The sequence below is a fragment of the Bacillus sp. Marseille-Q1617 genome (genome assembly GCF_903645295.1).
GTDB lineage: Bacteria > Bacillota > Bacilli > Bacillales > Bacillaceae_B > Rossellomorea.
On the sequence record NZ_CAHJXM010000001.1, the window covers coordinates 1,655,783 to 1,677,660 of the forward strand.

General features: G+C 41.6%; 21 protein-coding genes. All 21 read left to right on the forward strand.

Translation table 11 applies throughout. The features are described 5' to 3' along the window. The first annotated feature begins 4 nt into the window (after positions 1-4). The 21 genes from ylqF (at position 5) to fliJ (ending at position 21,875) form a co-directional block, all read left to right on the forward strand. Positions 5-871, forward strand: coding sequence for a ribosome biogenesis GTPase YlqF (gene ylqF / locus HWX64_RS08260; RefSeq protein WP_175988952.1), 867 nt, complete (start codon positions 5-7; stop codon positions 869-871). A gap of 104 nt (positions 872-975) precedes the next feature. Further along, positions 976-1,746, forward strand: a complete 771-nt coding sequence (locus HWX64_RS08265; RefSeq protein ID WP_175989689.1) for a ribonuclease HII — start codon at positions 976-978, stop codon at positions 1,744-1,746. A gap of 17 nt (positions 1,747-1,763) precedes the next feature. Further along, a complete protein-coding gene (locus HWX64_RS08270) occupies positions 1,764-3,548 on the forward strand; it encodes a hypothetical protein (protein WP_175988954.1) in 1,785 nt (594 codons plus the stop codon). Next, positions 3,545-3,829, forward strand: coding sequence for an EscU/YscU/HrcU family type III secretion system export apparatus switch protein (locus HWX64_RS08275; RefSeq protein ID WP_175988956.1), 285 nt, complete (start codon positions 3,545-3,547; stop codon positions 3,827-3,829). Before HWX64_RS08270 ends, HWX64_RS08275 begins: the two co-directional genes overlap by 4 nt. Positions 3,830-4,050: 221 nt before the next feature. After that, positions 4,051-5,211 carry an ADP-forming succinate--CoA ligase subunit beta gene (sucC, locus tag HWX64_RS08280; protein ID WP_175988958.1) on the forward strand — a complete coding sequence of 387 codons (1,161 nt, stop codon included), beginning with the start codon at positions 4,051-4,053 and terminating at the stop codon, positions 5,209-5,211. 16 nt (positions 5,212-5,227) lie between these two features. Continuing rightward, a complete protein-coding gene (gene sucD / locus HWX64_RS08285; RefSeq protein ID WP_071617899.1) occupies positions 5,228-6,130 on the forward strand; it encodes a succinate--CoA ligase subunit alpha in 903 nt (300 codons plus the stop codon). Between the two features lie 83 nt (positions 6,131-6,213). Then, positions 6,214-7,089, forward strand: a complete 876-nt coding sequence (dprA, locus tag HWX64_RS08290) for a DNA-processing protein DprA (protein ID WP_175988960.1) — start codon at positions 6,214-6,216, stop codon at positions 7,087-7,089. Positions 7,090-7,385: 296 nt separating this feature from the next. After that, entirely contained in the window at positions 7,386-9,461 is a 2,076-nt protein-coding gene (gene topA / locus HWX64_RS08295) for a type I DNA topoisomerase (RefSeq protein ID WP_175988962.1), read from the forward strand. Positions 9,462-9,726: 265 nt separating this feature from the next. Then, entirely contained in the window at positions 9,727-11,034 is a 1,308-nt protein-coding gene (gene trmFO, locus HWX64_RS08300; RefSeq protein ID WP_175988964.1) for an FADH(2)-oxidizing methylenetetrahydrofolate--tRNA-(uracil(54)-C(5))-methyltransferase TrmFO, read from the forward strand. A 57-nt stretch (positions 11,035-11,091) separates the two neighbouring features. Further along, complete coding sequence (gene xerC, locus HWX64_RS08305; protein ID WP_175988966.1) at positions 11,092-11,991, forward strand: tyrosine recombinase XerC; 900 nt, start codon at positions 11,092-11,094, stop codon at positions 11,989-11,991. Positions 11,992-12,007: 16 nt separating this feature from the next. Then, entirely contained in the window at positions 12,008-12,550 is a 543-nt protein-coding gene (hslV, locus tag HWX64_RS08310; RefSeq protein WP_175988968.1) for an ATP-dependent protease subunit HslV, read from the forward strand. 51 nt (positions 12,551-12,601) lie between these two features. Next, positions 12,602-14,017 carry an HslU--HslV peptidase ATPase subunit gene (gene hslU, locus HWX64_RS08315; RefSeq protein ID WP_175988970.1) on the forward strand — a complete coding sequence of 472 codons (1,416 nt, stop codon included), beginning with the start codon at positions 12,602-12,604 and terminating at the stop codon, positions 14,015-14,017. A gap of 104 nt (positions 14,018-14,121) precedes the next feature. Further along, complete coding sequence (codY, locus tag HWX64_RS08320; RefSeq protein ID WP_175988973.1) at positions 14,122-14,901, forward strand: GTP-sensing pleiotropic transcriptional regulator CodY; 780 nt, start codon at positions 14,122-14,124, stop codon at positions 14,899-14,901. Positions 14,902-15,509: 608 nt separating this feature from the next. Beyond that, a complete protein-coding gene (gene flgB, locus HWX64_RS08325; protein ID WP_175988975.1) occupies positions 15,510-15,899 on the forward strand; it encodes a flagellar basal body rod protein FlgB in 390 nt (129 codons plus the stop codon). Positions 15,900-15,901: 2 nt separating this feature from the next. Continuing rightward, positions 15,902-16,366 carry a flagellar basal body rod protein FlgC gene (gene flgC / locus HWX64_RS08330; protein ID WP_175988977.1) on the forward strand — a complete coding sequence of 155 codons (465 nt, stop codon included), beginning with the start codon at positions 15,902-15,904 and terminating at the stop codon, positions 16,364-16,366. Between the two features lie 14 nt (positions 16,367-16,380). Then, a complete protein-coding gene (gene fliE, locus HWX64_RS08335) occupies positions 16,381-16,686 on the forward strand; it encodes a flagellar hook-basal body complex protein FliE (RefSeq protein ID WP_175988978.1) in 306 nt (101 codons plus the stop codon). 33 nt (positions 16,687-16,719) lie between these two features. Further along, positions 16,720-18,309, forward strand: coding sequence for a flagellar basal-body MS-ring/collar protein FliF (gene fliF / locus HWX64_RS08340; protein WP_175988980.1), 1,590 nt, complete (start codon positions 16,720-16,722; stop codon positions 18,307-18,309). A 12-nt stretch (positions 18,310-18,321) separates the two neighbouring features. After that, positions 18,322-19,335 carry a flagellar motor switch protein FliG gene (fliG, locus tag HWX64_RS08345; protein WP_175988982.1) on the forward strand — a complete coding sequence of 338 codons (1,014 nt, stop codon included), beginning with the start codon at positions 18,322-18,324 and terminating at the stop codon, positions 19,333-19,335. Then, on the forward strand, positions 19,328-20,107 hold the full coding sequence (gene fliH / locus HWX64_RS08350; protein ID WP_175988983.1) for a flagellar assembly protein FliH: 780 nt from the start codon (positions 19,328-19,330) through the stop codon (positions 20,105-20,107). The genes fliG and fliH overlap by 8 nt, the downstream gene beginning before the upstream one ends. Further along, positions 20,104-21,432, forward strand: a complete 1,329-nt coding sequence (gene fliI, locus HWX64_RS08355; protein WP_175988985.1) for a flagellar protein export ATPase FliI — start codon at positions 20,104-20,106, stop codon at positions 21,430-21,432. The genes fliH and fliI overlap by 4 nt, the downstream gene beginning before the upstream one ends. After that, positions 21,429-21,875, forward strand: coding sequence for a flagellar export protein FliJ (gene fliJ, locus HWX64_RS08360; protein ID WP_175988987.1), 447 nt, complete (start codon positions 21,429-21,431; stop codon positions 21,873-21,875). Before fliI ends, fliJ begins: the two co-directional genes overlap by 4 nt. Positions 21,876-21,878 lie beyond the last annotated feature (3 nt).

Below are 21,878 nucleotides of genomic sequence, written 5' to 3' on the forward strand. Positions count from 1 at the left end.
TCATATGACGATACAATGGTTTCCGGGACATATGGCTAAAGCCCGCAGGCAGGTAAGCGAAAAATTAAAGCTCGTAGATATTGTCATTGAACTTGTGGATGCACGCATCCCATTATCTTCGAGGAATCCCATGATTGAAGAAATCATCGGGCAGAAGCCCCGGCTCGTCCTGCTTAACAAGGCAGATATGGCAGATCCGGTGAAAACCGATCAATGGATCTCTTATTTTGAAGAACGCGGTATCACAGCACTTGCTGTAAATGCCCAGGGTGGAAAAGGTCTCCATTCAATCGTTCAATCAGCGAAAGAAATCCTTAAAGAGAAATTTGACCGTATGAAGTCCCGCGGTATGAGACCCCGTGCTATAAGAGCGATGATTGTGGGGATACCTAATGTTGGAAAATCTACGCTAATCAATCGTCTTGCAAAAAAGAATATCGCCAAGACTGGAAATACTCCAGGAGTAACAAAAGCCCAGCAATGGATCAAAGTGGGCAAAGAACTTGAACTTCTTGATACCCCTGGGATTCTTTGGCCAAAATTCGAAGATCAACAAGTCGGTTATAAACTCGCTCTTACAGGAGCAATCAAAGATACCATCTTGAATTTACAGGATATCGCATTATTTGGTTTGAAATTCCTCGAGGCTCATTACCCTGAACGTTTGATGGAACGCTACAGCCTTGACGAGATTCCGGACGAAATCCTTGAGAAATTCGATGCAGTAGGTAAAAAGCGGGGATGCCTGATGGGTGGGGGCCAAGTCGATTACGATAAGACTTCAGAAGTGATCATCCGTGATATCAGGAGTGTCCAGCTTGGGCCGATGACATTCGATATGATCGAAGAGTTGGAAAGCGAAGAGGAATGAAATAAAGATAGAGGCTCTTTAAAGAGGTAAACGCCCTTTATGGATGCCTCTTTATTTTTGTGAGAAAGATCCGATATATAGAAAAGGAGTACAATTCATTGGACCTGAAAAATATGACGATCAAGGAAATCAAGTCGCTTGTAGATAAGATGTCAAAAGATGATCCGCTGATGAAACGATTACATCAAGACAAAAGAAAAGGTGTACAAAAAATCATAGAGAACTATAACCGGAACCAGCAAAGGCTCGAAAAAGAAAAGGAAGACTTTGCGATTCTGACTGTCTTTGAAAAGAAATTATACGGGGAAGGTTTTTCATTGATTGCAGGTATAGACGAAGTGGGCAGGGGACCATTGGCAGGACCTGTCGTTGCTGCCGCGGTCATTTTACCTCAAGACTTTTACCTGGCAGGCTTGAACGACAGTAAAAAGCTATCTGAATCGAAAAGAAATGAATATTTTGACGTGATCCGGGAAGAAGCTCATTCCATAGGAATCGGGATGATTGAAGCAGACGAAATCGATTCGATAAATATTTATGAAGCCACAAAGAAAGCAATGCTCCATGCCATCGCAAATCTGGATTATCAACCGGATTATCTATTGATCGATGCCATGAAACTGCAAACTCCTTATCCGCAAGAATCAATCATAAAAGGGGATTCGAGGAGTATTTCAATTGCTGCAGCTTCAATCATTGCGAAAGTGACACGTGATAAACTCATGAAAGATTATGCTGTGAAATACCCTGGATATGGATTTGAGCAAAACGCCGGCTACGGGACCAGGGAACATCTGGACGGTTTAAGCGAAAAAGGGGTAACACCGATACACAGAAGGAGTTTTGCTCCGGTAAAAGACTGTGACTTGAAATGATAGGGGAGTAATAAGAGATGAATGACATTCAAGGAGCATACAATTCACAAGCTTCATCCCATGTAAAAAGCAAGCCGTTCTCCATGCAGGACGGAAGGATTCTACATGTATCTGTACATAAGCTTATTGGAGATGGTATGGCTGAGGTATCCTCCGCAGGTCAAAAGTTCATCGCAAAGCTTGATGCGCCCCTGGAGACAGGCAGACACTATTTAGTCAGGGTAAATCAAACGGAAGACATGCTAAGTCTCAGTCTCATTCAAAAGATTCCAGGAGAAAAAAATAGTGCAAATGCAGCACAGGCTTTGATCAACCAATTACATAAGCAGCCCGCCGACAAAGTACTCCTCAATGTTGTAAAAGAAATGATCGACAATAAGATCCCTGTCACCAAGGAACTCATTCAATTTGCATCAGAACAGATCAATACCGGGAATCTAAAAACACGACTCCCGGTATTGATTCATATGCTGAAAAATCATCTGCCTTTGTCAGAGAAGGTGATGCTCTCATTGGAAGCAGGAAAGGCTCAGGATACTTTCAGCGGACTGTTAAACAGCCTTAAAGAGCGTTTAACAGTATCAGGATCCGAGCATGACACGCTGATTCTCATTAAGAAGATTCAAGAACCTCTTCAGTTTCATACTGCAAAGCAAATGGCGATTAAAGCGATGGAAAATGCACTGAATCAGTCAGAACCCTTTTCAAAACGACTCGGAAATTTTGAGCTGCTGAAGTCTTTGGGAATACTTCCTAAAGACCTTACCTTTCATCGGCTGACCGAAGGATTGAAGAGTTCGCTTTCCAGTGCATTAGTTGAAAACAATACCATAATCAAGCAACTTCAAACACTAATGGCCAATATGAAGGAAGTGCTTGCTCTTCAGGATTCTAAATCCTTGAAGGAACTGGATAAAATCATTTCTACGTTAGCTGCTGAAGGAAGTAAAGAGGGGACGGCTAATAGAAAAAGTATCGAACAAGTCGTGAAATATACCTTGGAACACTCATCGGATGGAAAGACGGGGAATGTGATTGATCTGTTGGGTGATAGCAAAAAGCAACAGCTCGAAAGGAACTATTCCACGCTTCTCTCAAAATGGGAATCCAGGCTGCCGCTAACAAATGAAGGGAAAATCTTCAACATGATAAGCGCTGGTATTGACGCAGAATTGATGTCCAATCTGAGAGGCGAAGATTTGGGACAAGCCTTGAAAAAAATGTTGCGCACATTCGGATTCAATTTAGAATCCCAGCTTCACAGCCAGCCGCAAAACGCTGCTGCTTCTACAACACTAAAAGAGAAGCTGACCCAGTTATTCCTTTACCACCCGGGTGCAGAAATAAGGGACCTTGCAGAAAGGCTCGTGATGAAAATGAACCACCCGGCTCTGATTTCATGGGAGCAATCCTCCATTATGAATATCGTCCACCAATTCCCGCTGTATTTATTCGGACGTCACACAGACATAACCGTGCAGTGGATGGGAAAAGAAAAAGAAAAGGGAAAAATCGACAGTGATCACTGCAGAATCTTATTCTATCTCCAATTGGACAGCCTTAAAGAAACACTTGTGGACATGCACGTGCAAAACAGGGTCATTTCTCTATCAATCTGGAATGAACAAGATTCAGTGAATCAATATTTTCAATCATTCATCCCGGCCCTTAAAGATTCACTCCACCGGATGAATTATCAGCTTTCTTCGGTGAAGGTGAAAAAACCGGAAAATCAAGATGCCTTTACGCAGATGCAAGAGATTCAGAACGTCTCTTATACAGGAGTGGATTTGAAAATATGACATCACATCCAAGAAAAGAAGCAATCGCCCTTGGATACGATCAATCAGGTGAATCTGCACCGAGGGTCCTGGCTAAGGGAAAAGGCATCATTGCGGAAAATATCATTTCTAAAGCAAATGAACACGGGGTTGCGATTCAGGAGGATAAAAGTCTTTTATCTCTCCTCGGCAGGCTCGATATCGGTGAGTCCATCCCTGAAGAGCTCTATGGAGCTGTAGCGGAAGTGTTTGCCTTTATATACAGACTGGATAAAGAAATGGAAAATAGTAAACGCCGATAAGTTGGAGTAGTTCGAAAATAGTCGAAAATAATTTTATGAGAATAATAAATTGCAGCTGTAAAAGAGTTGATAACCCGCCAAATAATGTGAATCAGGATGAAGACTGTTCAGAATTTTTAAATTAATATAATATTTTTAGCATAATGGTAGACAGATAAACTGTCATTTTATACAATGAAAGCGCAGTCTATTTTTTGAAGAGTTTGATAGGAGGATGGAAAATGAATATCCATGAATATCAAGGTAAAGAAATCCTCAGAAATTACGGGGTGTCCGTACCAAATGGTAAAGTGGCTTTTACAGCTGAAGAAGCAGTAGAAGCGGCGAAAACGCTAAATTCAAGCGTTTATGTAGTAAAAGCACAAATTCACGCAGGTGGCCGCGGTAAAGCGGGCGGTGTCAAGATTGCTAAGAGCCTTGACGAAGTGCGTACATATGCAGAAGAGTTACTAGGGAAAACATTGGTCACTCATCAGACTGGTCCGGAAGGTAAGGAAGTAAAGCGCTTACTTATCGAAGAGGGCTGTGATATCAAGAAAGAGTATTATGTTGGACTAGTATTGGACCGTGCCACTTCACAGGTTGTTCTGATGGCTTCCGAAGAAGGCGGAACTGAAATTGAAGAAGTTGCGGAAGCGACTCCTGAAAAAATCTTTAAAGAGTACATCGATCCAGTGGTAGGATTGACTGGATTCCAGGCACGCCGTATCGCATTCAACATCAATATTCCAAAAGAGCTAGTGAATAAAGCTGCGAAATTTATGTTGGGACTTTACAACGTGTATGTCCAAAAGGATGCTTCAATCGTTGAAATCAACCCTTTGGTTGTGACTGGTGATGGGGATGTAATGGCATTGGATGCGAAGTTCAACTTCGATTCAAACGCATTATACCGTCAAAAGAATGTCACGGAATTACGGGACCTTGAAGAAGAAGATGCAAAAGAAATCGAAGCTTCTAAGTACGACCTAAGTTATATTTCATTGGACGGTAACATTGGCTGCATGGTCAATGGTGCAGGACTTGCAATGGCAACGATGGACATCGTGAAGCATTACGGCGGAGATCCGGCTAACTTCCTTGATGTAGGGGGCGGTGCAACTGCTGAGAAAGTAACGGAAGCATTCAAGATCATCCTTTCTGATGAAAACGTAAAAGGTATTTTTGTCAATATCTTTGGCGGAATCATGAAATGTGATGTGATCGCAACCGGTGTTGTTGAAGCAGCTAAGCAAATCGGTCTGGAAGTACCGTTAGTCGTTCGCCTTGAAGGTACTAATGTAGATTTAGGTAAAGAGATCCTGAATAAGTCCGGATTGAATATCATTGCAGCTGAATCAATGGCAGATGGTGCACAAAAAATCGTTGAGCAAGTAGGCTAAGAAAGGCGGGGGACAAATGAGCGTATTTATTAATAAGGATACAAAGGTTGTTGTACAGGGGATCACTGGATCAACAGCTCTTTTCCATACAAAGCAAATGCTTGAATACGGCACACAAATCGTGGCAGGTGTCACACCTGGTAAAGGCGGAACTGAGGTTGAAGGCGTACCTGTCTTCAATACAGTTGAAGAAGCTAAGAAAGCAACAGGAGTCAACGCTTCAGTAATCTATGTTCCTGCTCCATTTGCAGCAGATGCAATCATGGAAGCGGTTGATGCTGAACTTGATTTAGCTATTTGTATCACAGAGCATATCCCGGTACTCGATATGGTTAAAGTGAAACGTTATATGGAAGGCAAGAAAACACGTCTGGTAGGACCAAACTGTCCGGGAGTCATCACTCCTGAAGAATGTAAAATCGGTATCATGCCTGGATACATTCATACAAAAGGCCATGTGGGCGTTGTATCCCGTTCAGGGACATTGACATACGAAGCCGTCCATCAGCTTTCCCAAGCTGGAATCGGCCAGTCAACTGCCGTTGGTATCGGTGGAGATCCAGTAAATGGAACGGATTTCATTGATGTATTGAAAGCTTTCAATGAAGACGAAGATACGTATGCAGTCATCATGATCGGTGAAATCGGAGGAACGGCTGAGGAAGAAGCAGCTGAGTGGATCAAAGCCAATATGACCAAGCCTGTAGTAGGCTTCATCGGTGGACGTACGGCTCCTCCAGGAAAACGCATGGGGCATGCCGGTGCAATCATTTCAGGAGGTAAAGGAACGGCTGATGAAAAGATCCGCGTGATGAACGAATGTGGAATTCAAGTGGCTCCTACTCCTTCTGATATGGGAGAAACATTAATTAAGGTTCTTAAAGAAGAAGGAATCTTCGATAAATGTAAAACACATTAATCAATCAGATGTAAGAGGCTGGGCATGTTTGCTTTCAGCCTCTTTGCATCTGTTCCCTATTAAACTATCTACAGGAGGCTCGAATGAAGGAAATAACCCGCTTGCTATTTCAGATGCAGCATTGCAGAGGTCTTGGGCTGAAAGGGACTAAGCTGCTATTATCCAGGATGTCAAACCCCTCAGGGATCTACGATCTATCTCCAGCTTCAATACAGCAACTATCGCAGTCAACAGCATCAAATGCTGAAATGTTTCACAGCGATCTCCACACCATTCCATTCCATATATATGAAGAACGTTATCGCAGGAATGAGATTCATTGGCTATCATTATATGATGAAGAATATCCCGAACTTCTTAAAAATGTGTATGATCCCCCGTTTATCATTTTTCTGAAAGGAAAAAAAGAGCTCCTTCACTTTCCTATAAAGCTTGCAGTTGTCGGTTCGAGGCAGGCTACCTCTTATACCGAAGATAATCTCCGAAAAATGATGCCGGAACTGGCAGGAAAGGAGATAGTGATTGTCAGCGGGCTTGCCCGGGGGGCAGATACAATGGCCCACAAAATGGCTATCCACTGCAAAGGGCATACCATAGGTGTGATAGCGGGTGGATTCCAGCATATCTATCCGCATGAAAATATTCAGCTTGCCGAATACATGATGAAGCATCAGCTCGTTATATCTGAATATCCCCCCCATACAAAACCTCAGAAATGGCAGTTCCCTATCAGAAACAGGATCATAAGCGGTCTATCCCATGCAATATTAGTAACGGAAGCAGAAAAGAAGAGCGGCACCTTTATTACGGCAGACTATGCGTTGAATGAAGGAAGAGAAATTCTCTGTATTCCAGGGGCCCTCGATCATAAGCTTTCCGAAGGAACCAATACCTTGATAAAAGAAGGGGCTAAAATGGTATTATCTATAGAAGATATTTTTTCTGAGCTCCATGTATAAAGTTCCAGAAAATTATATAAAATCATGTAATAAAGCATCACTTTTTCCATCAAATAGAGATTTTATAGCAGTATTTTATACAAAAAGGTTGCAATTCTTTGCAAACTGTTATACATTTTGCAACAGGTATCGAAAACAATAGAAGAGAAGTTAACGAGATAACCGGGGTGAAAACTCCGCACTGAATGAAAAAACTTTATACTGTATGGAGAGGCATGAAACCGTTTACCTCGGTGCCTTTTATACAGGTTGTAAAATAAACAGTGATTATTATCCTCTTCAAGGAGGCATATTGGATGGCAGATTATTTAGTAATAGTGGAATCGCCGGCTAAGGCGAAAACGATTGAACGTTATTTAGGAAAAAAATATAAAGTACGGGCCTCCATGGGGCACGTGAGAGATTTACCAAAGAGTCAAATGGGTGTCGATGTGGAAAAAGAATTCGAGCCTAAATATATAACCATACGCGGTAAAGGACCAGTGTTGAAAGAGCTGAAAACAGCTGCTAAAAAAGCAAAAAAGATCTTTCTCGCAGCCGACCCCGATAGAGAAGGGGAAGCAATTGCATGGCATCTGGCTCACAGCTTGGATATGGATACTGAATCCCAGTGCCGGGTAGTATTCAATGAAATCACAAAAGATGCGATTAAAGAATCTTTTAAACATCCGCGTCCAATCAATATGGATCTAGTCGATGCACAGCAGGCCCGAAGAATACTAGACAGACTGGTCGGTTATAACATAAGCCCGCTGCTATGGAAGAAAGTAAAAAAAGGTTTAAGTGCCGGAAGGGTGCAGTCCGTTGCGGTAAGGTTGATCATTGACCGAGAAAACGAAATAAAGAATTTCACGCCAGAAGAATATTGGTCCATTGAAGCTGAATTCAAGAAAGATAAAGAAACCTTCCAAGCTTCTTTTTATGGGCTGGATGGAAAAAAAGTCGATTTAAAAACCGAAGAGGAAGTAAAGTCTGTCCTCGAAAAAGTAAAAGGTAAATCCTTTGAAGTGAATAAAGTGACGAAAAAGGAAAGAAAGCGTAATCCCGCTCCTCCTTTTACCACTTCATCATTACAGCAGGAAGCTGCCAGAAAATTAAATTTCCGTGCAAAGAAAACGATGATGCTTGCACAGCAATTATATGAAGGTATCGCCATAGGGAAAGAAGGCACCGTGGGTTTGATTACCTATATGAGAACCGATTCCACGCGTACTTCTGAAGTAGCTCAAAAGGAAGCTAACGAATATATCACAACAAAATATGGTGATGATTTCGTAAGACAGTCGGAAAGAAAAGAAAAGAAACAACAGAAAGCCCAGGATGCGCATGAAGCAATCCGTCCGACAAGCACGCTCAGAGACCCCGGTTCAGTAAAGGAGTTCCTTTCAAGGGACCAATACCGCCTGTATAAACTAGTCTGGGAACGTTTTGTGGCCAGCCAGATGGCACCAGCCATAATGGATACCATGAGTGTAGATCTGGTGAATGGTCCGGTCTATTTCAGGGCGAACGGCTCGAAAGTCAAGTTCCAGGGGTTTATGAAGGTATATGTCGAAGGGTCTGACGACCAGAAGGAAGAAAAAGACAATCTCCTCCCTGAACTTAAAGAAAACGATAAAGTAAAAAGTGAACTGATTGATCCTAAACAGCATTTCACTCAGCCGCCCCCAAGATATACGGAGGCACGACTTGTCAAGACGCTTGAAGAACTCGGGATCGGCCGACCATCTACGTACGCGCCGACACTTGATACGATTCAAAGAAGAGGGTATGTCTCCCTTGATAATAAAAGGTTTATCCCGACCGAACTGGGAGAGATTGTTTTGGAACTCGTCAGGGAGTTCTTTCCCGAAATCATCGATGTAGAATTCACTGCCACGATGGAAAGAAGCCTGGATGATATTGAGGACGGGAAAGTGAAATGGGCAAGAATCATAGACGAATTCTATCGCGATTTTGAAAAACATTTGGTCAAGGCAGAAAATGAAATGGAAAAAATCGAAATCCGTGATGAACCTGCAGGCGAAGACTGCGAGCAGTGCGGACATTCCATGGTCTTCAAGATGGGCCGGTATGGAAAGTTCATGGCATGCAGCAATTTCCCAGACTGCCGGAACACGAAGCCGATTGTTAAAGAAATAGGCGTTAAATGCCCTAAATGTGAAAAAGGGAATATTATAGAAAGAAAAAGTAAAAAGAAACGGATTTTTTACGGCTGCGATCAATATCCGGAATGTGATTTCCTCTCATGGGATAAGCCGATTGAAAGAAAATGTCCAAAATGTTCAGAACTGCTGGTAGAGAAAAAGCTTAAAAAAGGCAACCAGGTACAGTGTACGAACTGTGATTATAAAGAAGAACCGCAGAAATAAGAGGGAGTCAATAAAAAACGATTGCTTCTTCGCTGAAGTACTTATACAATGTAACGAGGGACTGTCCCAGAAGGCAATCATTCTATTGCCTGCCGGGTCAGTTCTTTTCTGTTTTTGAATGATTGTAAAACATTTTTCATATTTGTAAATTTATACAAAAGACCTAACATCTTTAATTTCGAATTGCTTATAACTTTTTTACATAATAGGTGTAGTTGTACAATGCAAAATGGATAAAATGAGGGTATAGTGGGAGGACGTTAAAATGACAGTTGTGAATGTAATCGGTGCCGGGTTAGCCGGAAGCGAGGCCGCTTGGCAGATCGCAAAAAGGGGTATAAAGGTAAATCTGTTTGAAATGAGGCCGGTCCGTCAAACGCCAGCACATCATACAGATAAGTTTGCGGAGCTTGTTTGCAGCAACTCCCTTAGAGCGAATACGCTAACGAATGCTGTGGGTGTCTTAAAAGAGGAAATGAGACATCTCGATTCCGTCATCATTTCAGCTGCTGATGCATGCTCGGTACCAGCAGGCGGAGCCTTGGCAGTTGACCGCCATGAATTTGCAGAACATGTTACAAATAAAGTCAAAAACCATCCGAATGTGACTGTATACCATGGAGAAGTCACTGATATTCCGGATGGTATCACTATCATTGCAACAGGTCCTTTAACCAGCGAAAGTCTGTCAGAGAAGATAAAAAGCATGACCGGAGAAGAACACCTGTACTTTTATGATGCAGCAGCACCCATTATTGAAAAAGATTCGATCGACATGGATAAAGTCTATCTTAAATCCCGTTATGATAAAGGGGAAGCGGCGTATCTCAACTGCCCAATGACCGAGGAAGAATTCAACACTTTCTATGAGGCACTGATCTCTGCTGAAACCGTTCCTTTAAAGGAATTTGAAAAGGAAATATTCTTTGAAGGCTGTATGCCGATTGAAGTGATGGCTTCGAGAGGAAAGAAAACAATGTTGTTCGGCCCCATGAAACCTGTCGGATTAGAAGATCCCAAGACAGGAAAACGCCCGTATGCGGTTGTACAATTAAGACAAGACGATGCAGCTGGTACGTTATATAATATCGTAGGATTCCAGACCCACCTGAAATGGGGTCCTCAAAAGGAAGTACTCCGACTGATCCCTGGACTGGAGAATGCAGAAATCGTGCGTTATGGGGTCATGCACAGAAATACCTTCATTAATTCGCCCAATGTTCTAAAAGACACTTATCAGATAAAGGGAAGGGAGAACCTGTTATTTGCAGGTCAAATGACAGGAGTGGAAGGGTATGTTGAATCCGCAGCAAGCGGACTGATAGCGGGTATCAATGCTGCAAGGCTTGCTTTAGATACAGAACCTGTTGTCTTCCCTCATGAAACAGCCATAGGGAGCATGGCAAGATATATCACGAAAGCCAATCAGAGGAATTTCCAGCCTATGAATGCCAACTTTGGTCTGCTCCCGGACCTTCCTGAAAAAATAAAAGGAAAAAAAGAACGAAATGAAGAGTATGCTGCGCGGGCGTTGGAAACAATTCAGAACTTTGTGAAAAAATTGTTAAATTAATTGCATGGGCTTCAAGGTTGTGTTACTATTTAGTAGCCCTTGTGAGGTGTTAACGATATGTCAAATACATTATCCGAACAATTACATTCATTTATAGAGTATTTACAAATAGAAAAGCATTATTCCACTTATACTTTTGAACAATATCGTCATGATATCGAGGAGTTCTACGTATTTATGAAAGAACAGGGCCTTCGTTCATTAGGGGAAGTGGAATATTCTGATGCGAGAATTTTCTTGACGGGTCTTCATGAAAAGAAATTAATGAGAGCATCCATTTCTAAGAAAATCTCAAGCTTAAGAAGCTTTTACCGATTTCTGAATCGGGAAGAACAGCTTAGCACGAATCCTTTTTCTTTTGTAAATCTTCCAAAGAAAGAACAACGGCTTCCCAAGTTTTTTTATGAGGAAGAAATACAGATCCTGCTCGAGGCATGTGACGGAGATACTTTATTGGATATCCGCAACAAAGCGATTTTTGAGCTCCTCTACGGCACAGGGATTCGTGTAAGTGAATGTGCTGACCTGCAATTGAAAGATGTTGATATGGCTTTGTCAACAATTCTTGTAAGAGGGAAGGGCAACAAAGAAAGGTATGTCCCTTTCGGAAGCTTTGCTCATGATGCATTGACAGCATACATAAATCAATCACGGCCTTCGCTCATTAAAGACCGAAGTCACTCTGCCGTATTCGTCAATCATCGTGGAGGTGCCCTGACAACGCGGGGCATACGTCTTATCCTGAATAAGATAGTTGAAAAAGCATCTCTGACTGGCAGGATAAACCCGCATAAGTTAAGACATACTTTTGCAACACATTTATTGAATAATGGGGCAGACTTGCGAACAGTACAAGAGCTATTGGGACATTCTGATTTGTCTGCAACCCAAGTATACACGCATGTGACGAAAGATCAGTTAAGAAAAACATATCTGGCACACCATCCGCGTGCTTAATATTGGAGGTCATACAATGGATCAATTCCATGCTACCACTATTTTTGCTGTGCAGCATAAAGGCGAGTCTGCCATGTCCGGTGATGGACAGGTGACGTTTGGTAATGCAGTCGTGATGAAACATACTGCAAAAAAAGTACGGAAACTGTTCAATGGTAAAGTGCTGGCGGGCTTTGCAGGATCGGTCGCGGATGCCTTTACATTGTCTGAGAAGTTTGAAGGGAAACTTCAGGAGTTCAATGGAAACCTGCAGCGGGCAGCCGTGGAACTTGCGAAAGAGTGGCGCAGTGATAAAGTATTAAGAAAGCTTGAAGCAATGCTTATCGTCATGGATGAAAAACACTTACTTCTTGTATCTGGAACTGGAGAAGTAATTGAACCTGATGATGGCATTTTAGCCATTGGTTCAGGCGGGAATTATGCTCTATCGGCCGGACGTGCTTTAAAGCAATATTCCGGCGAACATCTGTCAGCTAAAGAAATTGCTAAAGCATCATTGCAAATTGCTGCAGATATATGTGTCTATACAAACGAACAGATCATTGTAGAAGAATTGTAACAGCTCATTATATAATTTTCTCACACTATTCAAAAGTTAGGAGTGTGTCATTTGAAAAAAAATGCTGAGCAATTAACCCCAAGGGAAATAGTTGAAAGATTAGATCAATATATAGTCGGTCAAAAGGATGCAAAAAGAGCCGTAGCGGTGGCACTGAGAAATCGCTACCGCAGAAGTCAGCTTCCTGAAGGAATCAAAGAAGAAGTAATACCCAAGAATATCTTGATGCTCGGTCCCACAGGGGTGGGGAAAACGGAAATCGCAAGAAGGATTGCGAAATTGGTACGTGCTCCTTTCGTCAAGGTTGAAGCAACAAAGTTCACAGAAGTCGGCTATGTAGGCCGTGATGTCGAATCTATGGTAAGGGACCTTGTGGAAACGGCTGTTCGACTTGTAAAAGAGGAAAAAATGGCAGGCGTGCGTGAGCGTGCGGCTGAAAATGCAGAAATGCGACTTGTCGAGCTGCTCGTTCCTTCTAAGAAGAAATCGTCATCCTATAAAAATCCTTTTGAGATGATCTTCGGCGGGAATGGCACTGGTCAAAGTCAGGATGAGGATGAAGAAAAACAAGAAGAGCTTTCTTTAAGGGAACAAAGAAGAAGGGCAGAACAGCGATTGAAAAACGGGGAGCTTGAAGAAGAATTCATTTCCATTGAAGTGGAAGAACAGCAAGCTTCGATGTTTGATATGCTGCAAGGTTCCGGGATGGAACAAATGGGCATGAACATGCAGGATGCCCTTAGTAACTTCATGCCGAAGAAAAAGAAAAAGAGAAAGCTGAAAGTTAAGGAAGCACGAACAGTACTCATTAATGAAGAAGCACAGAAACTGATCGATATGGATGAAGTAACACAGGATGCCATCGTCAGAGCAGAACAATCGGGAATCATCTTCATTGATGAAATTGATAAGATTGCAAGTAAAGGTTCTGGTCAATCATCAGCAGATGTCTCCAGGGAAGGGGTTCAACGCGATATATTACCGATCGTTGAAGGCTCGACCATCGTGACAAAATATGGATCAGTCAAAACTGATTATATGCTATTTATCGGGGCAGGTGCATTCCATATGTCTAAACCCTCTGATTTGATTCCGGAATTACAAGGACGCTTTCCAATCAGGGTTGAGCTCCAGAAGCTTTCGACCGAGGATTTTGTACGTATCCTGATTGAACCTGATAATGCGATTGTAAAGCAATATATAGCATTAATGGAAACTGAGGGTATACAAATTGAATTTTCTGACGATGCTATTCGTAGGCTGGCAGAAATTGCATATGACGTCAATCAGAATACCGATAACATTGGTGCGCGGAGACTTCATACCATTATGGAGAAGCTGCTTGAAGACTTATCTTTTGAGGCACCTGAGATTACGCTGGAAACCATTAAAATAACTCCTCAGTATGTCGATGATAAATTAGGGGCCATCTCAAAAGACAAGGATCTAAGCCAATTCATCCTATAAGTTTTTTCTATCGCTCATTTGGGTATAGAAGAGAAGATTAGTGAATTCGAATAATAAAAAATATAATATTAGATGCAATTTAGTTGTACTAGGAGGAAATGAAAATGAATTTATTAGGAAAAACAAGAACGATTAATGCCATGCTCCAAAAGGCGGCCGGCAAACCGGTAAACTTCAAGGAAATGTCAGAGACTCTCAGTAGTGTAATTGAAGCAAATGTATTTGTAGTAAGCCGCCGAGGTAAGCTGCTAGGATTTGCGATTAACCAGCAAATCGAAAATGAAAGAATGAAACAAATGCTAGAAGATCGTCAGTTCCCGGAAGAATATACTCAAAATCTTTTCAATATCCAAGAAACATCTCCAAACCTGGATGTTGAAAGTGAATATACAGCGTTCCCAGTTGAAAACAGAGAGTTATTCAAGAACGGTTTAACTACAATCGTACCAATCATCGGCGGTGGTGAGCGTCTTGGTACATTGATCCTTGCTCGTCTGCAAGCAAGTTTTGAAGACGATGATCTTATTCTGGCTGAATACGGTGCTACAGTAGTTGGTATGGAAATCCTCCGTGAAAAAGCTGAAGAAATAGAAGTAGAAGCCAGAAGCAAGGCAGTCGTTCAAATGGCGATCAGTTCCCTGTCATACAGTGAACTGGAAGCGATTGAACACATTTTTGAAGAATTGAATGGAAATGAAGGTTTGCTGGTAGCTTCTAAAATCGCTGACAGAGTGGGTATCACCCGTTCTGTGATTGTGAACGCTCTTCGTAAATTAGAGAGTGCAGGAGTTATTGAATCCCGTTCACTTGGAATGAAAGGAACATACATCAAAGTTTTAAACAATAAATTCCTTCTTGAACTGGAAAAACTACGCACAAATTAATGACTAATAATCAAAATCCGTTATTTCTTTTTAGAAATAACGGATTTTTTGTGTTTATAAAACTAAGAACTGCTGATTAGGTCTTGTATTTAGACATTTACTGGCTGCTAAATAAGCCAAAAGAACTACAGGTAGATATGTGAGGGGTCTTGTCTTCTATTATAAGGATAGTAAAATTAAGTTGTTACATTACTGTTACGACTTTTTTCGACAATATTACAAACTGAAAGTGTATTTGGCTAGTAAAGTAAGAAAGTAAAGGTAAATAAAGATAAACGATTGAAAACATTTCCAAACAGTCAATTAAATTGGAAAAAAATACAGCTAGTGGAAAGAAGATTACGTTGATAAAATTAAGTTTGTAAAACTTTGTAATGATATAAAAATATAACTGAAACACTATGGTAAAAATACATAAAATAAATTTCCAAATACAGGGCGTAATATAGGTTTAAAGTCATAATTTCTTCATTTTTCGACGTTTTTCTTTAAAAAATACTGAATATTCATAGACACTATTCGACCTAAACATTACAATAAGGACGGACAGAAGTTATATTTGTAAAAATAACCGTATCTTGCTAAATAAATGGATAGAGGTGTTTTATGTGAAATTATTTTCCAGCACTTTTGCGAATTTAGAAAGAGGTTTGGATTATGCCTCATTAAATCAGAAAGTGATCTCTCAAAACATTGCCAATGTAGATACCCCAAACTATAGAGCGAAAGAAGTAGAATTTAAGGCAGTCTTACAGGATTCAATTAATCAATTAGAAGCGAAAAGAACCAATGCCAGGCATTTTACTTTTCAGTCCTCTAACCAGCATCCAGCAGTAAAAACGAAAAGCGCGTATCAATATAACCATAACGGGAACGGTGTTGATTTAGACCGCCAAATGTCTGAAATGGCATCCAACCAAATCTATTTCAATGCTTTGACAGACCGTATTAATGGAAAATTTAACTCGTTGCAGTCAGTTGTAAGAGGAGGGAAATAGCATTGTCAATCTTCACTAGTATGAATACTACTTCTTCAGCATTGACAGCACAAAGGTTACGAATGGACGTCATTTCTTCCAATATGGCCAATGTCGATACCACAAGGGCGAAAGTGAATGGAAATGGAGAATGGGAACCATATAGAAGAAAATCCATCGTAATGGCACCAAAGGAAGCAGGTTTTTCTTCATTCTTGAATGCAGCGATGAATGACAGAGAAACCCATTCAGTAGGACAGGGAGTAAAAGTTTCGAAAATCCAGGAAGACGAAAAGACTCCTTTTAAGATGGTTTACGACCCCGAACATCCCGACGCAAATGGTGATGGTTATGTACAACTCCCTAACGTCGATCCCCTGCGCGAAATGGTAGACCTTATTTCAGCGACACGTTCCTATGAAGCAAACGTCACTGTTTTCAACGCAAACAAATCAATTTTAATGAAATCATTAGAAATAGGTAAATAAGGAGGCACATACTTATGGCCATTCACAGTATAAGTTCGGTGAATCCCGGAGTTTTAAGTCCGTCTTTTTCAAAAAAACAAGTTTCACCTTCAAATGCTACAGAGAATTTCGGTCAATTGCTTAAGAAGACAATCGAAGAGGTAAACCAAACACAGATACATTCTGACCGAATGACTGGAAAGCTGGTACGGGGTGAAAACGTTGACCTTCACCAAGTGATGATTGCATCACAGAAAGCCAGCATCACCCTTCAAACCACCATGGAAGTGCGCAATAAGGTTGTCGAAGCGTATCAGGAAATAATGAGAATGCCAATGTAATAGATACATGCAGTCGAGTACCGGAGGATTGTAATGAATGAATCGTTTAAGAATTATACAGAACAAATAAAGACTTATTGGTCAAGCAGAACGAAGAAACAAAAAATCAGCATGGGAGCAATCTTGCTGTCTGCCATTATTCTTATAAGTATCGCAGTATTTCTATCAACCAGAACCCCGATGGCTCCCCTTTATAAAAATCTGTCGCCTTCAGAAACTGGCACCATTAAGGAAAACCTGGATGGGAGGGGTATTCCTTCTCAAATAACAGAAGGTGGAACGGCTATTTTGGTTCCAACTGAACAAGTTGACACGTTAAAAGTAGAGTTGGCGGCTGAAGGAATCCCGAATTCCGGCAGCATCGATTACTCTTTCTTCAGTAAGAATGCAGGCTTTGGAATGACGGATAATGAGTTCAATGTAATGAAGCTCGATGCTATGCAGACAGAGCTTGTAAATTTGATAAAAGGTATTGATGGTGTCAAAGATGCGAAGGTCATGATAAATCTGCCTGAAGAGCAGATCTTCCTGAATGATGATGTTCAGAATGCAACCGCTTCGATCGTGCTGAACACAAATCCCGGTTTTAATATGGATAAGCGGCAAATCAAATCGCTTTATCATTTAGTTTCCAAAAGTGTACCAAGCCTTCCTACTGAGAATATCGTCATCATGAATCAATTTTTTGAGTATTTCGACTTGGAATCTCAAAATAATTCAATGGGAAGCGGGAATATCGCGCAGCAAATGGATGTAAAGAAAGAAATTGAGCGCGATATTCAACGTCAGGTTCAAAATATGCTGGGTACATTGATAGGTTTCAATAAAGTAGTCGTCTCGGTATCGACTGATATTGACTTTACCCAGGCAAACCATGAAAAAAACATGGTTACCCCAGTAGATGAAGAAAATATGGAAGGGATTGCCGTCAGCGCACAACGGATTACAGAAACATTTTCCGGTGAAGGTGCCGGTCCCGGCGGGGTACCATCAGGGGGAGATACTGATGATACTCTTGATTCGTATCAAGAAGGAACAGAATCGGGCGGCGATTATGAAAGAATTGAAGAGACCATCAATAATGAAGTGAATCGAATAAGATCCGAGATAGTGGAGAGCCCTTATAAAATCCGGGATTTGGGAATCCAGGTTATGGTCGAACCACCGAATCCTGAAGATGAGAACTCGCTTCCGCAAAATCGCATCGATGATATACAGCAAATATTATCCACCATCGTTAGAACTTCCATTGATAAAGAAGCTGTACCTGAGCTGACAGATGAAGCAGTAGAAGATAAAGTCGTCGTTTCCGTTCAGGAATTCAACGGGAAGATGGAATTTGAAGGAGACACTAAGCATGAGCTTCCATGGTGGATATACCTGGTTGGCGGTATTTTGCTTGTTATCATTCTATTACTAGTATTCTTCCTTCTGAGATCTCGTAAAAAGAAAGAGGAAGAAGAATTGTTCTATGAAGAGGCTCGTATTCCTGAAGAAATACCGGATATCGAACCTAAAGAAGAGACAGAGGGTTCAATCAGACGCAAGCAGCTTGAAAGAATGGCTAAAGAAAAACCGGAAGAGTTCGCAAAATTACTTCGAACTTGGTTAGCGGAAGATTAGGAGGGTGATCACTTGGTTAGAAGAGAGAAGGAATTATCAGGCAAACAAAAAGCGGCCATCCTCTTGATCTCACTTGGTCCCGATGTGTCCGCATCAGTCTATAAACATTTGTCGGAAGAAGAAATCGAGAAGCTCACTTTAGAGATATCGGGAGTAAGAAAGGTAGAGACTGAAGCTAAAGAAGATATTTTAGAAGAATTCCACAATATCGCAATTGCTCAGGACTATATATCCCAAGGCGGAATCGGCTATGCGAAAACAGTATTGGAGAAGGCCCTTGGATCAGACCAGGCTGCAGCTATAATCAATCGGTTGACATCCTCCTTACAAGTAAAGCCTTTCGACTTTGCTCGAAAAGCGGATGCAGCTCAAATACTGAATTTCATTCAAAATGAGCACCCGCAAACGATTGCTCTCATTTTATCTTATTTGGACCCACAGCAGTCGGGCCAGATTCTTTCTGAGCTTCCTCAAGAAGTCCAGGCAGATATTGCAAGAAGAATTGCCATCATGGATGGTACGTCACCGGAAGTGATCAGTGAAGTTGAAGCCATCCTCGAAAGAAAGCTATCAGCGACTGTTACACAGGATTATACTCAAACCGGAGGAGTAGAGGCGGTAGTGGAAGTCCTGAATGGAGTGGACCGCTCTACAGAAAAGACCATTCTTGATGCGCTTGAGATACAGGATCCTGAATTGGCTGAAGAAATCAAGAAAAGAATGTTTGTATTTGAAGATATCGTTACTCTCGACGGCCGTTCCATTCAAAGGGTCATCAGAGATTGTGACAATGAGGATCTCCTTCTGTCACTTAAAGTCTCCAGCGATGAAGTGAAGGAAATCGTGTTTAAAAATATGTCTAACCGTATGGTCGAAACATTGAAAGAAGAGATGGAATTTATGGGTCCTGTCAGACTTCGTGATGTAGAGGAAGCACAGTCAAGGATTGTAGCAATCATCAGAAGATTAGAAGAAGCCGGGGAAATCATCATTGCCCGTGGTGGAGGAGACGATATTATTGTCTAGGATCATCAAATCTTCCATGGCTCAAACCCGGGAGAAGAAAGAAAAGGTCATCGAACTTAAGGAAATCCTTTCTTCAAGGTCAGTGGTTACCCATGAAGATGTTACAAAGCAACAACCGCTTCAAAATATAGAAATAGAGAAATTAATTTCAGATGCAAAAGGTAAAGCTGAAAGGATACTGGAAGAGGCTTCTGAAGAGAGAAATCGTATTCTTAACCAGATTCAACAGGAAAAAGATAACTGGGTGAAAGAACGCGAGCAGTACATTCAAGAAGCCTATAATGCCGGGTTTCAGCAAGGTGAAGAAGAAGGGATGAAAAAGGGTTACCAGGACTACACCCTACGCCTCAAAGAAGCTGAAGATATTGTCGAATCAAATAAACAGCAGTATTATTCCTATTTGGAAAATGCAGAAAAAGTGATAGTATCCCTTGCGATCGCAAGTGCCGAAAAAATCATCGGACAAAAGATGAATGATGATCCTGAGACATTTCTCTCTATCATTAAACGTGGATTGAAGGAAGTAAGGGAATTACCCGAAGTGCAAATTCATTGTCACCCTTCGAAGCACCCCCTCCTAATGGAGAATAAAGAGGAAATCGAAGTGATATTTCCAGCTAATGTACAATGTTTTATCTATGCGAACGATGATTTGGATCCCAAGCAAAGTTACATAGAAACAAATCAAGGAAGAATCATCGTCAGTATCGATTCCCAGCTTAAAGAATTAAAACTGAGACTGCTTGACATTCTGCAGGGGGATGGATCATGAAAGCAAAAGACTTACTACCCCATATAACCCAGATTCCTACGTTTAAAAAATATGGGAAAGTCAAACGGGCAGTCGGCCTGATGATCGAGTCTCAAGGTCCCGAAAGCTCTGTCGGCGAGGTCTGCCATATTCATATTCTCAGCCGCGGTGTCCCGAAAATCATCCCGGCTGAAGTCGTGGGTTTTAATGGTCAACTGGTTATTCTGATGCCCTACTCGAATATGCAGGATATTTCACCGGGTAGTCTGGTGGAAGCCACATCAAAACCACTTGAAATTAAGATTGGTCCGGCGTTGATCGGAAAAGTCGTGGACTCTTTGGGGAATCCATTGGATGGAAGTGTGCTGCCTGGTGGATTGACTGCCACTCATACCGACCAAGAACCTCCAAACCCTCTATCAAGGCCTCCGATAGATGAACCCATGGAGGTGGGAGTGAAGGCGATCGACAGTATGCTGACTGTTGGCAAAGGACAGCGGGTGGGTATTTTCGCAGGAAGCGGAGTCGGAAAAAGCACTTTGCTTGGTATGATAGCCCGTAATACAAAAGCTGATTTGAATGTCATTGCTTTAATAGGGGAACGCGGAAGGGAAGTCAGGGAATTCGTTGAGAGGGACTTAGGCGAAGAAGGGTTGAAGAGGACAATTGTCGTTGCTGCTACTTCGGATCAGCCCGCCCTCATGAGAATAAAGGGTGCTTTTACGGCAACTGCCATTGCGGAATATTTTCGCGATAAAGGCTTGAATGTGATGTTGATGATGGATTCCGCAACCCGCGTAGCAATGGCGCAGCGGGAAATCGGCCTTGCAGTCGGGGAACCGCCGACGACAAAAGGATATACTCCTTCAGTGTTCGCCATTCTTCCAAAGCTGCTTGAAAGGACGGGGACGAACCTAAAAGGAAGCATCACTGCATTTTATACCGTGCTGGTGGATGGTGATGATCTTAATGAACCGATATCTGATACAGTCAGGGGAATTTTGGATGGTCATATTGTGTTAGATCGCCAAATAGCCAACAGGGGACAATACCCGGCAATCAATGTATTAAAAAGCGTGAGCCGTCTCATGAATCATCTTGCTTCCGCCCAGCATCTGCAAGCATCGGTGAAGATCCGGGAATTGCTCAGCACCTATCTTAACTCTGAAGATCTCATTCAAATAGGAGCATATAAGAAAGGCTCTTCCAGAGAAATAGATGAAGCGATTCACTTCTATCCGAAAATTATTTCATTCCTCAAACAGGGAATGTATGAACAAATTACGCAGGCAGACAGTATAAGCCAGCTGATCCAGCTGGCAGTAAAAGGTGATGGGGGACAATGAGTTATCAATATCGGTTTGAACGGATCTTAACCCTTAAGGAAAAAGAGAAAGATGAAGTGAATGAGCAATACAAAGGTGCCGTATCAAAGTTTGAACATGTAGCAGAAAAGCTTTATGAATTTCTTAAAAAGAAAGAAGAGCTTGAACTGCACCAGGCCAATAAACTTCAAACGGGACTTTCTGTACAAGATATCCGTCATCATCAGCAATTTATAACAAATTTGGGTAAAACCATTTCTTATTACCAGGAACTTGTGATCCAAGCGCGCAATCGTATGAATTGGTACGAAGAAAAACTGGTCGATATGAATGTGGAAGTAAAGAAGTACGAAAAGATTAAAGAAAAAGATTTGAGTCTTTTCTTGCGAAGATTGAAAGAAAATGAAAATAAACAGTTGGATGAAGTGTCCGTTGTTCAATATATGAATCGGGGAATTAGGTGATAG

Excerpts from the sequence above, each read along its gene's own strand:
- HWX64_RS08270 (WP_175988954.1), top strand. The coding sequence starts at position 1,764 with ATGAATGACATTCAAGGAGCATACAATTCACAAGCTTCATCCCATGTA.
- hslV (WP_175988968.1), top strand. The coding sequence starts at position 12,008 with ATGGATCAATTCCATGCTACCACTATTTTTGCTGTGCAGCATAAAGGC.
- xerC (WP_175988966.1), top strand. The coding sequence starts at position 11,092 with ATGTCAAATACATTATCCGAACAATTACATTCATTTATAGAGTATTTA.
- fliI (WP_175988985.1), top strand. The coding sequence starts at position 20,104 with ATGAAAGCAAAAGACTTACTACCCCATATAACCCAGATTCCTACGTTT.
- sucD (WP_071617899.1), top strand. The coding sequence starts at position 5,228 with ATGAGCGTATTTATTAATAAGGATACAAAGGTTGTTGTACAGGGGATC.
- dprA (WP_175988960.1), top strand. The coding sequence starts at position 6,214 with ATGAAGGAAATAACCCGCTTGCTATTTCAGATGCAGCATTGCAGAGGT.
- fliE (WP_175988978.1), top strand. The coding sequence starts at position 16,381 with ATGGCCATTCACAGTATAAGTTCGGTGAATCCCGGAGTTTTAAGTCCG.
- codY (WP_175988973.1), top strand. The coding sequence starts at position 14,122 with ATGAATTTATTAGGAAAAACAAGAACGATTAATGCCATGCTCCAAAAG.
- topA (WP_175988962.1), top strand. The coding sequence starts at position 7,386 with ATGGCAGATTATTTAGTAATAGTGGAATCGCCGGCTAAGGCGAAAACG.
- sucC (WP_175988958.1), top strand. The coding sequence starts at position 4,051 with ATGAATATCCATGAATATCAAGGTAAAGAAATCCTCAGAAATTACGGG.
- fliJ (WP_175988987.1), top strand. The coding sequence starts at position 21,429 with ATGAGTTATCAATATCGGTTTGAACGGATCTTAACCCTTAAGGAAAAA.
- fliF (WP_175988980.1), top strand. The coding sequence starts at position 16,720 with ATGAATGAATCGTTTAAGAATTATACAGAACAAATAAAGACTTATTGG.
- trmFO (WP_175988964.1), top strand. The coding sequence starts at position 9,727 with ATGACAGTTGTGAATGTAATCGGTGCCGGGTTAGCCGGAAGCGAGGCC.
- HWX64_RS08275 (WP_175988956.1), top strand. The coding sequence starts at position 3,545 with ATGACATCACATCCAAGAAAAGAAGCAATCGCCCTTGGATACGATCAA.
- ylqF (WP_175988952.1), top strand. The coding sequence starts at position 5 with ATGACGATACAATGGTTTCCGGGACATATGGCTAAAGCCCGCAGGCAG.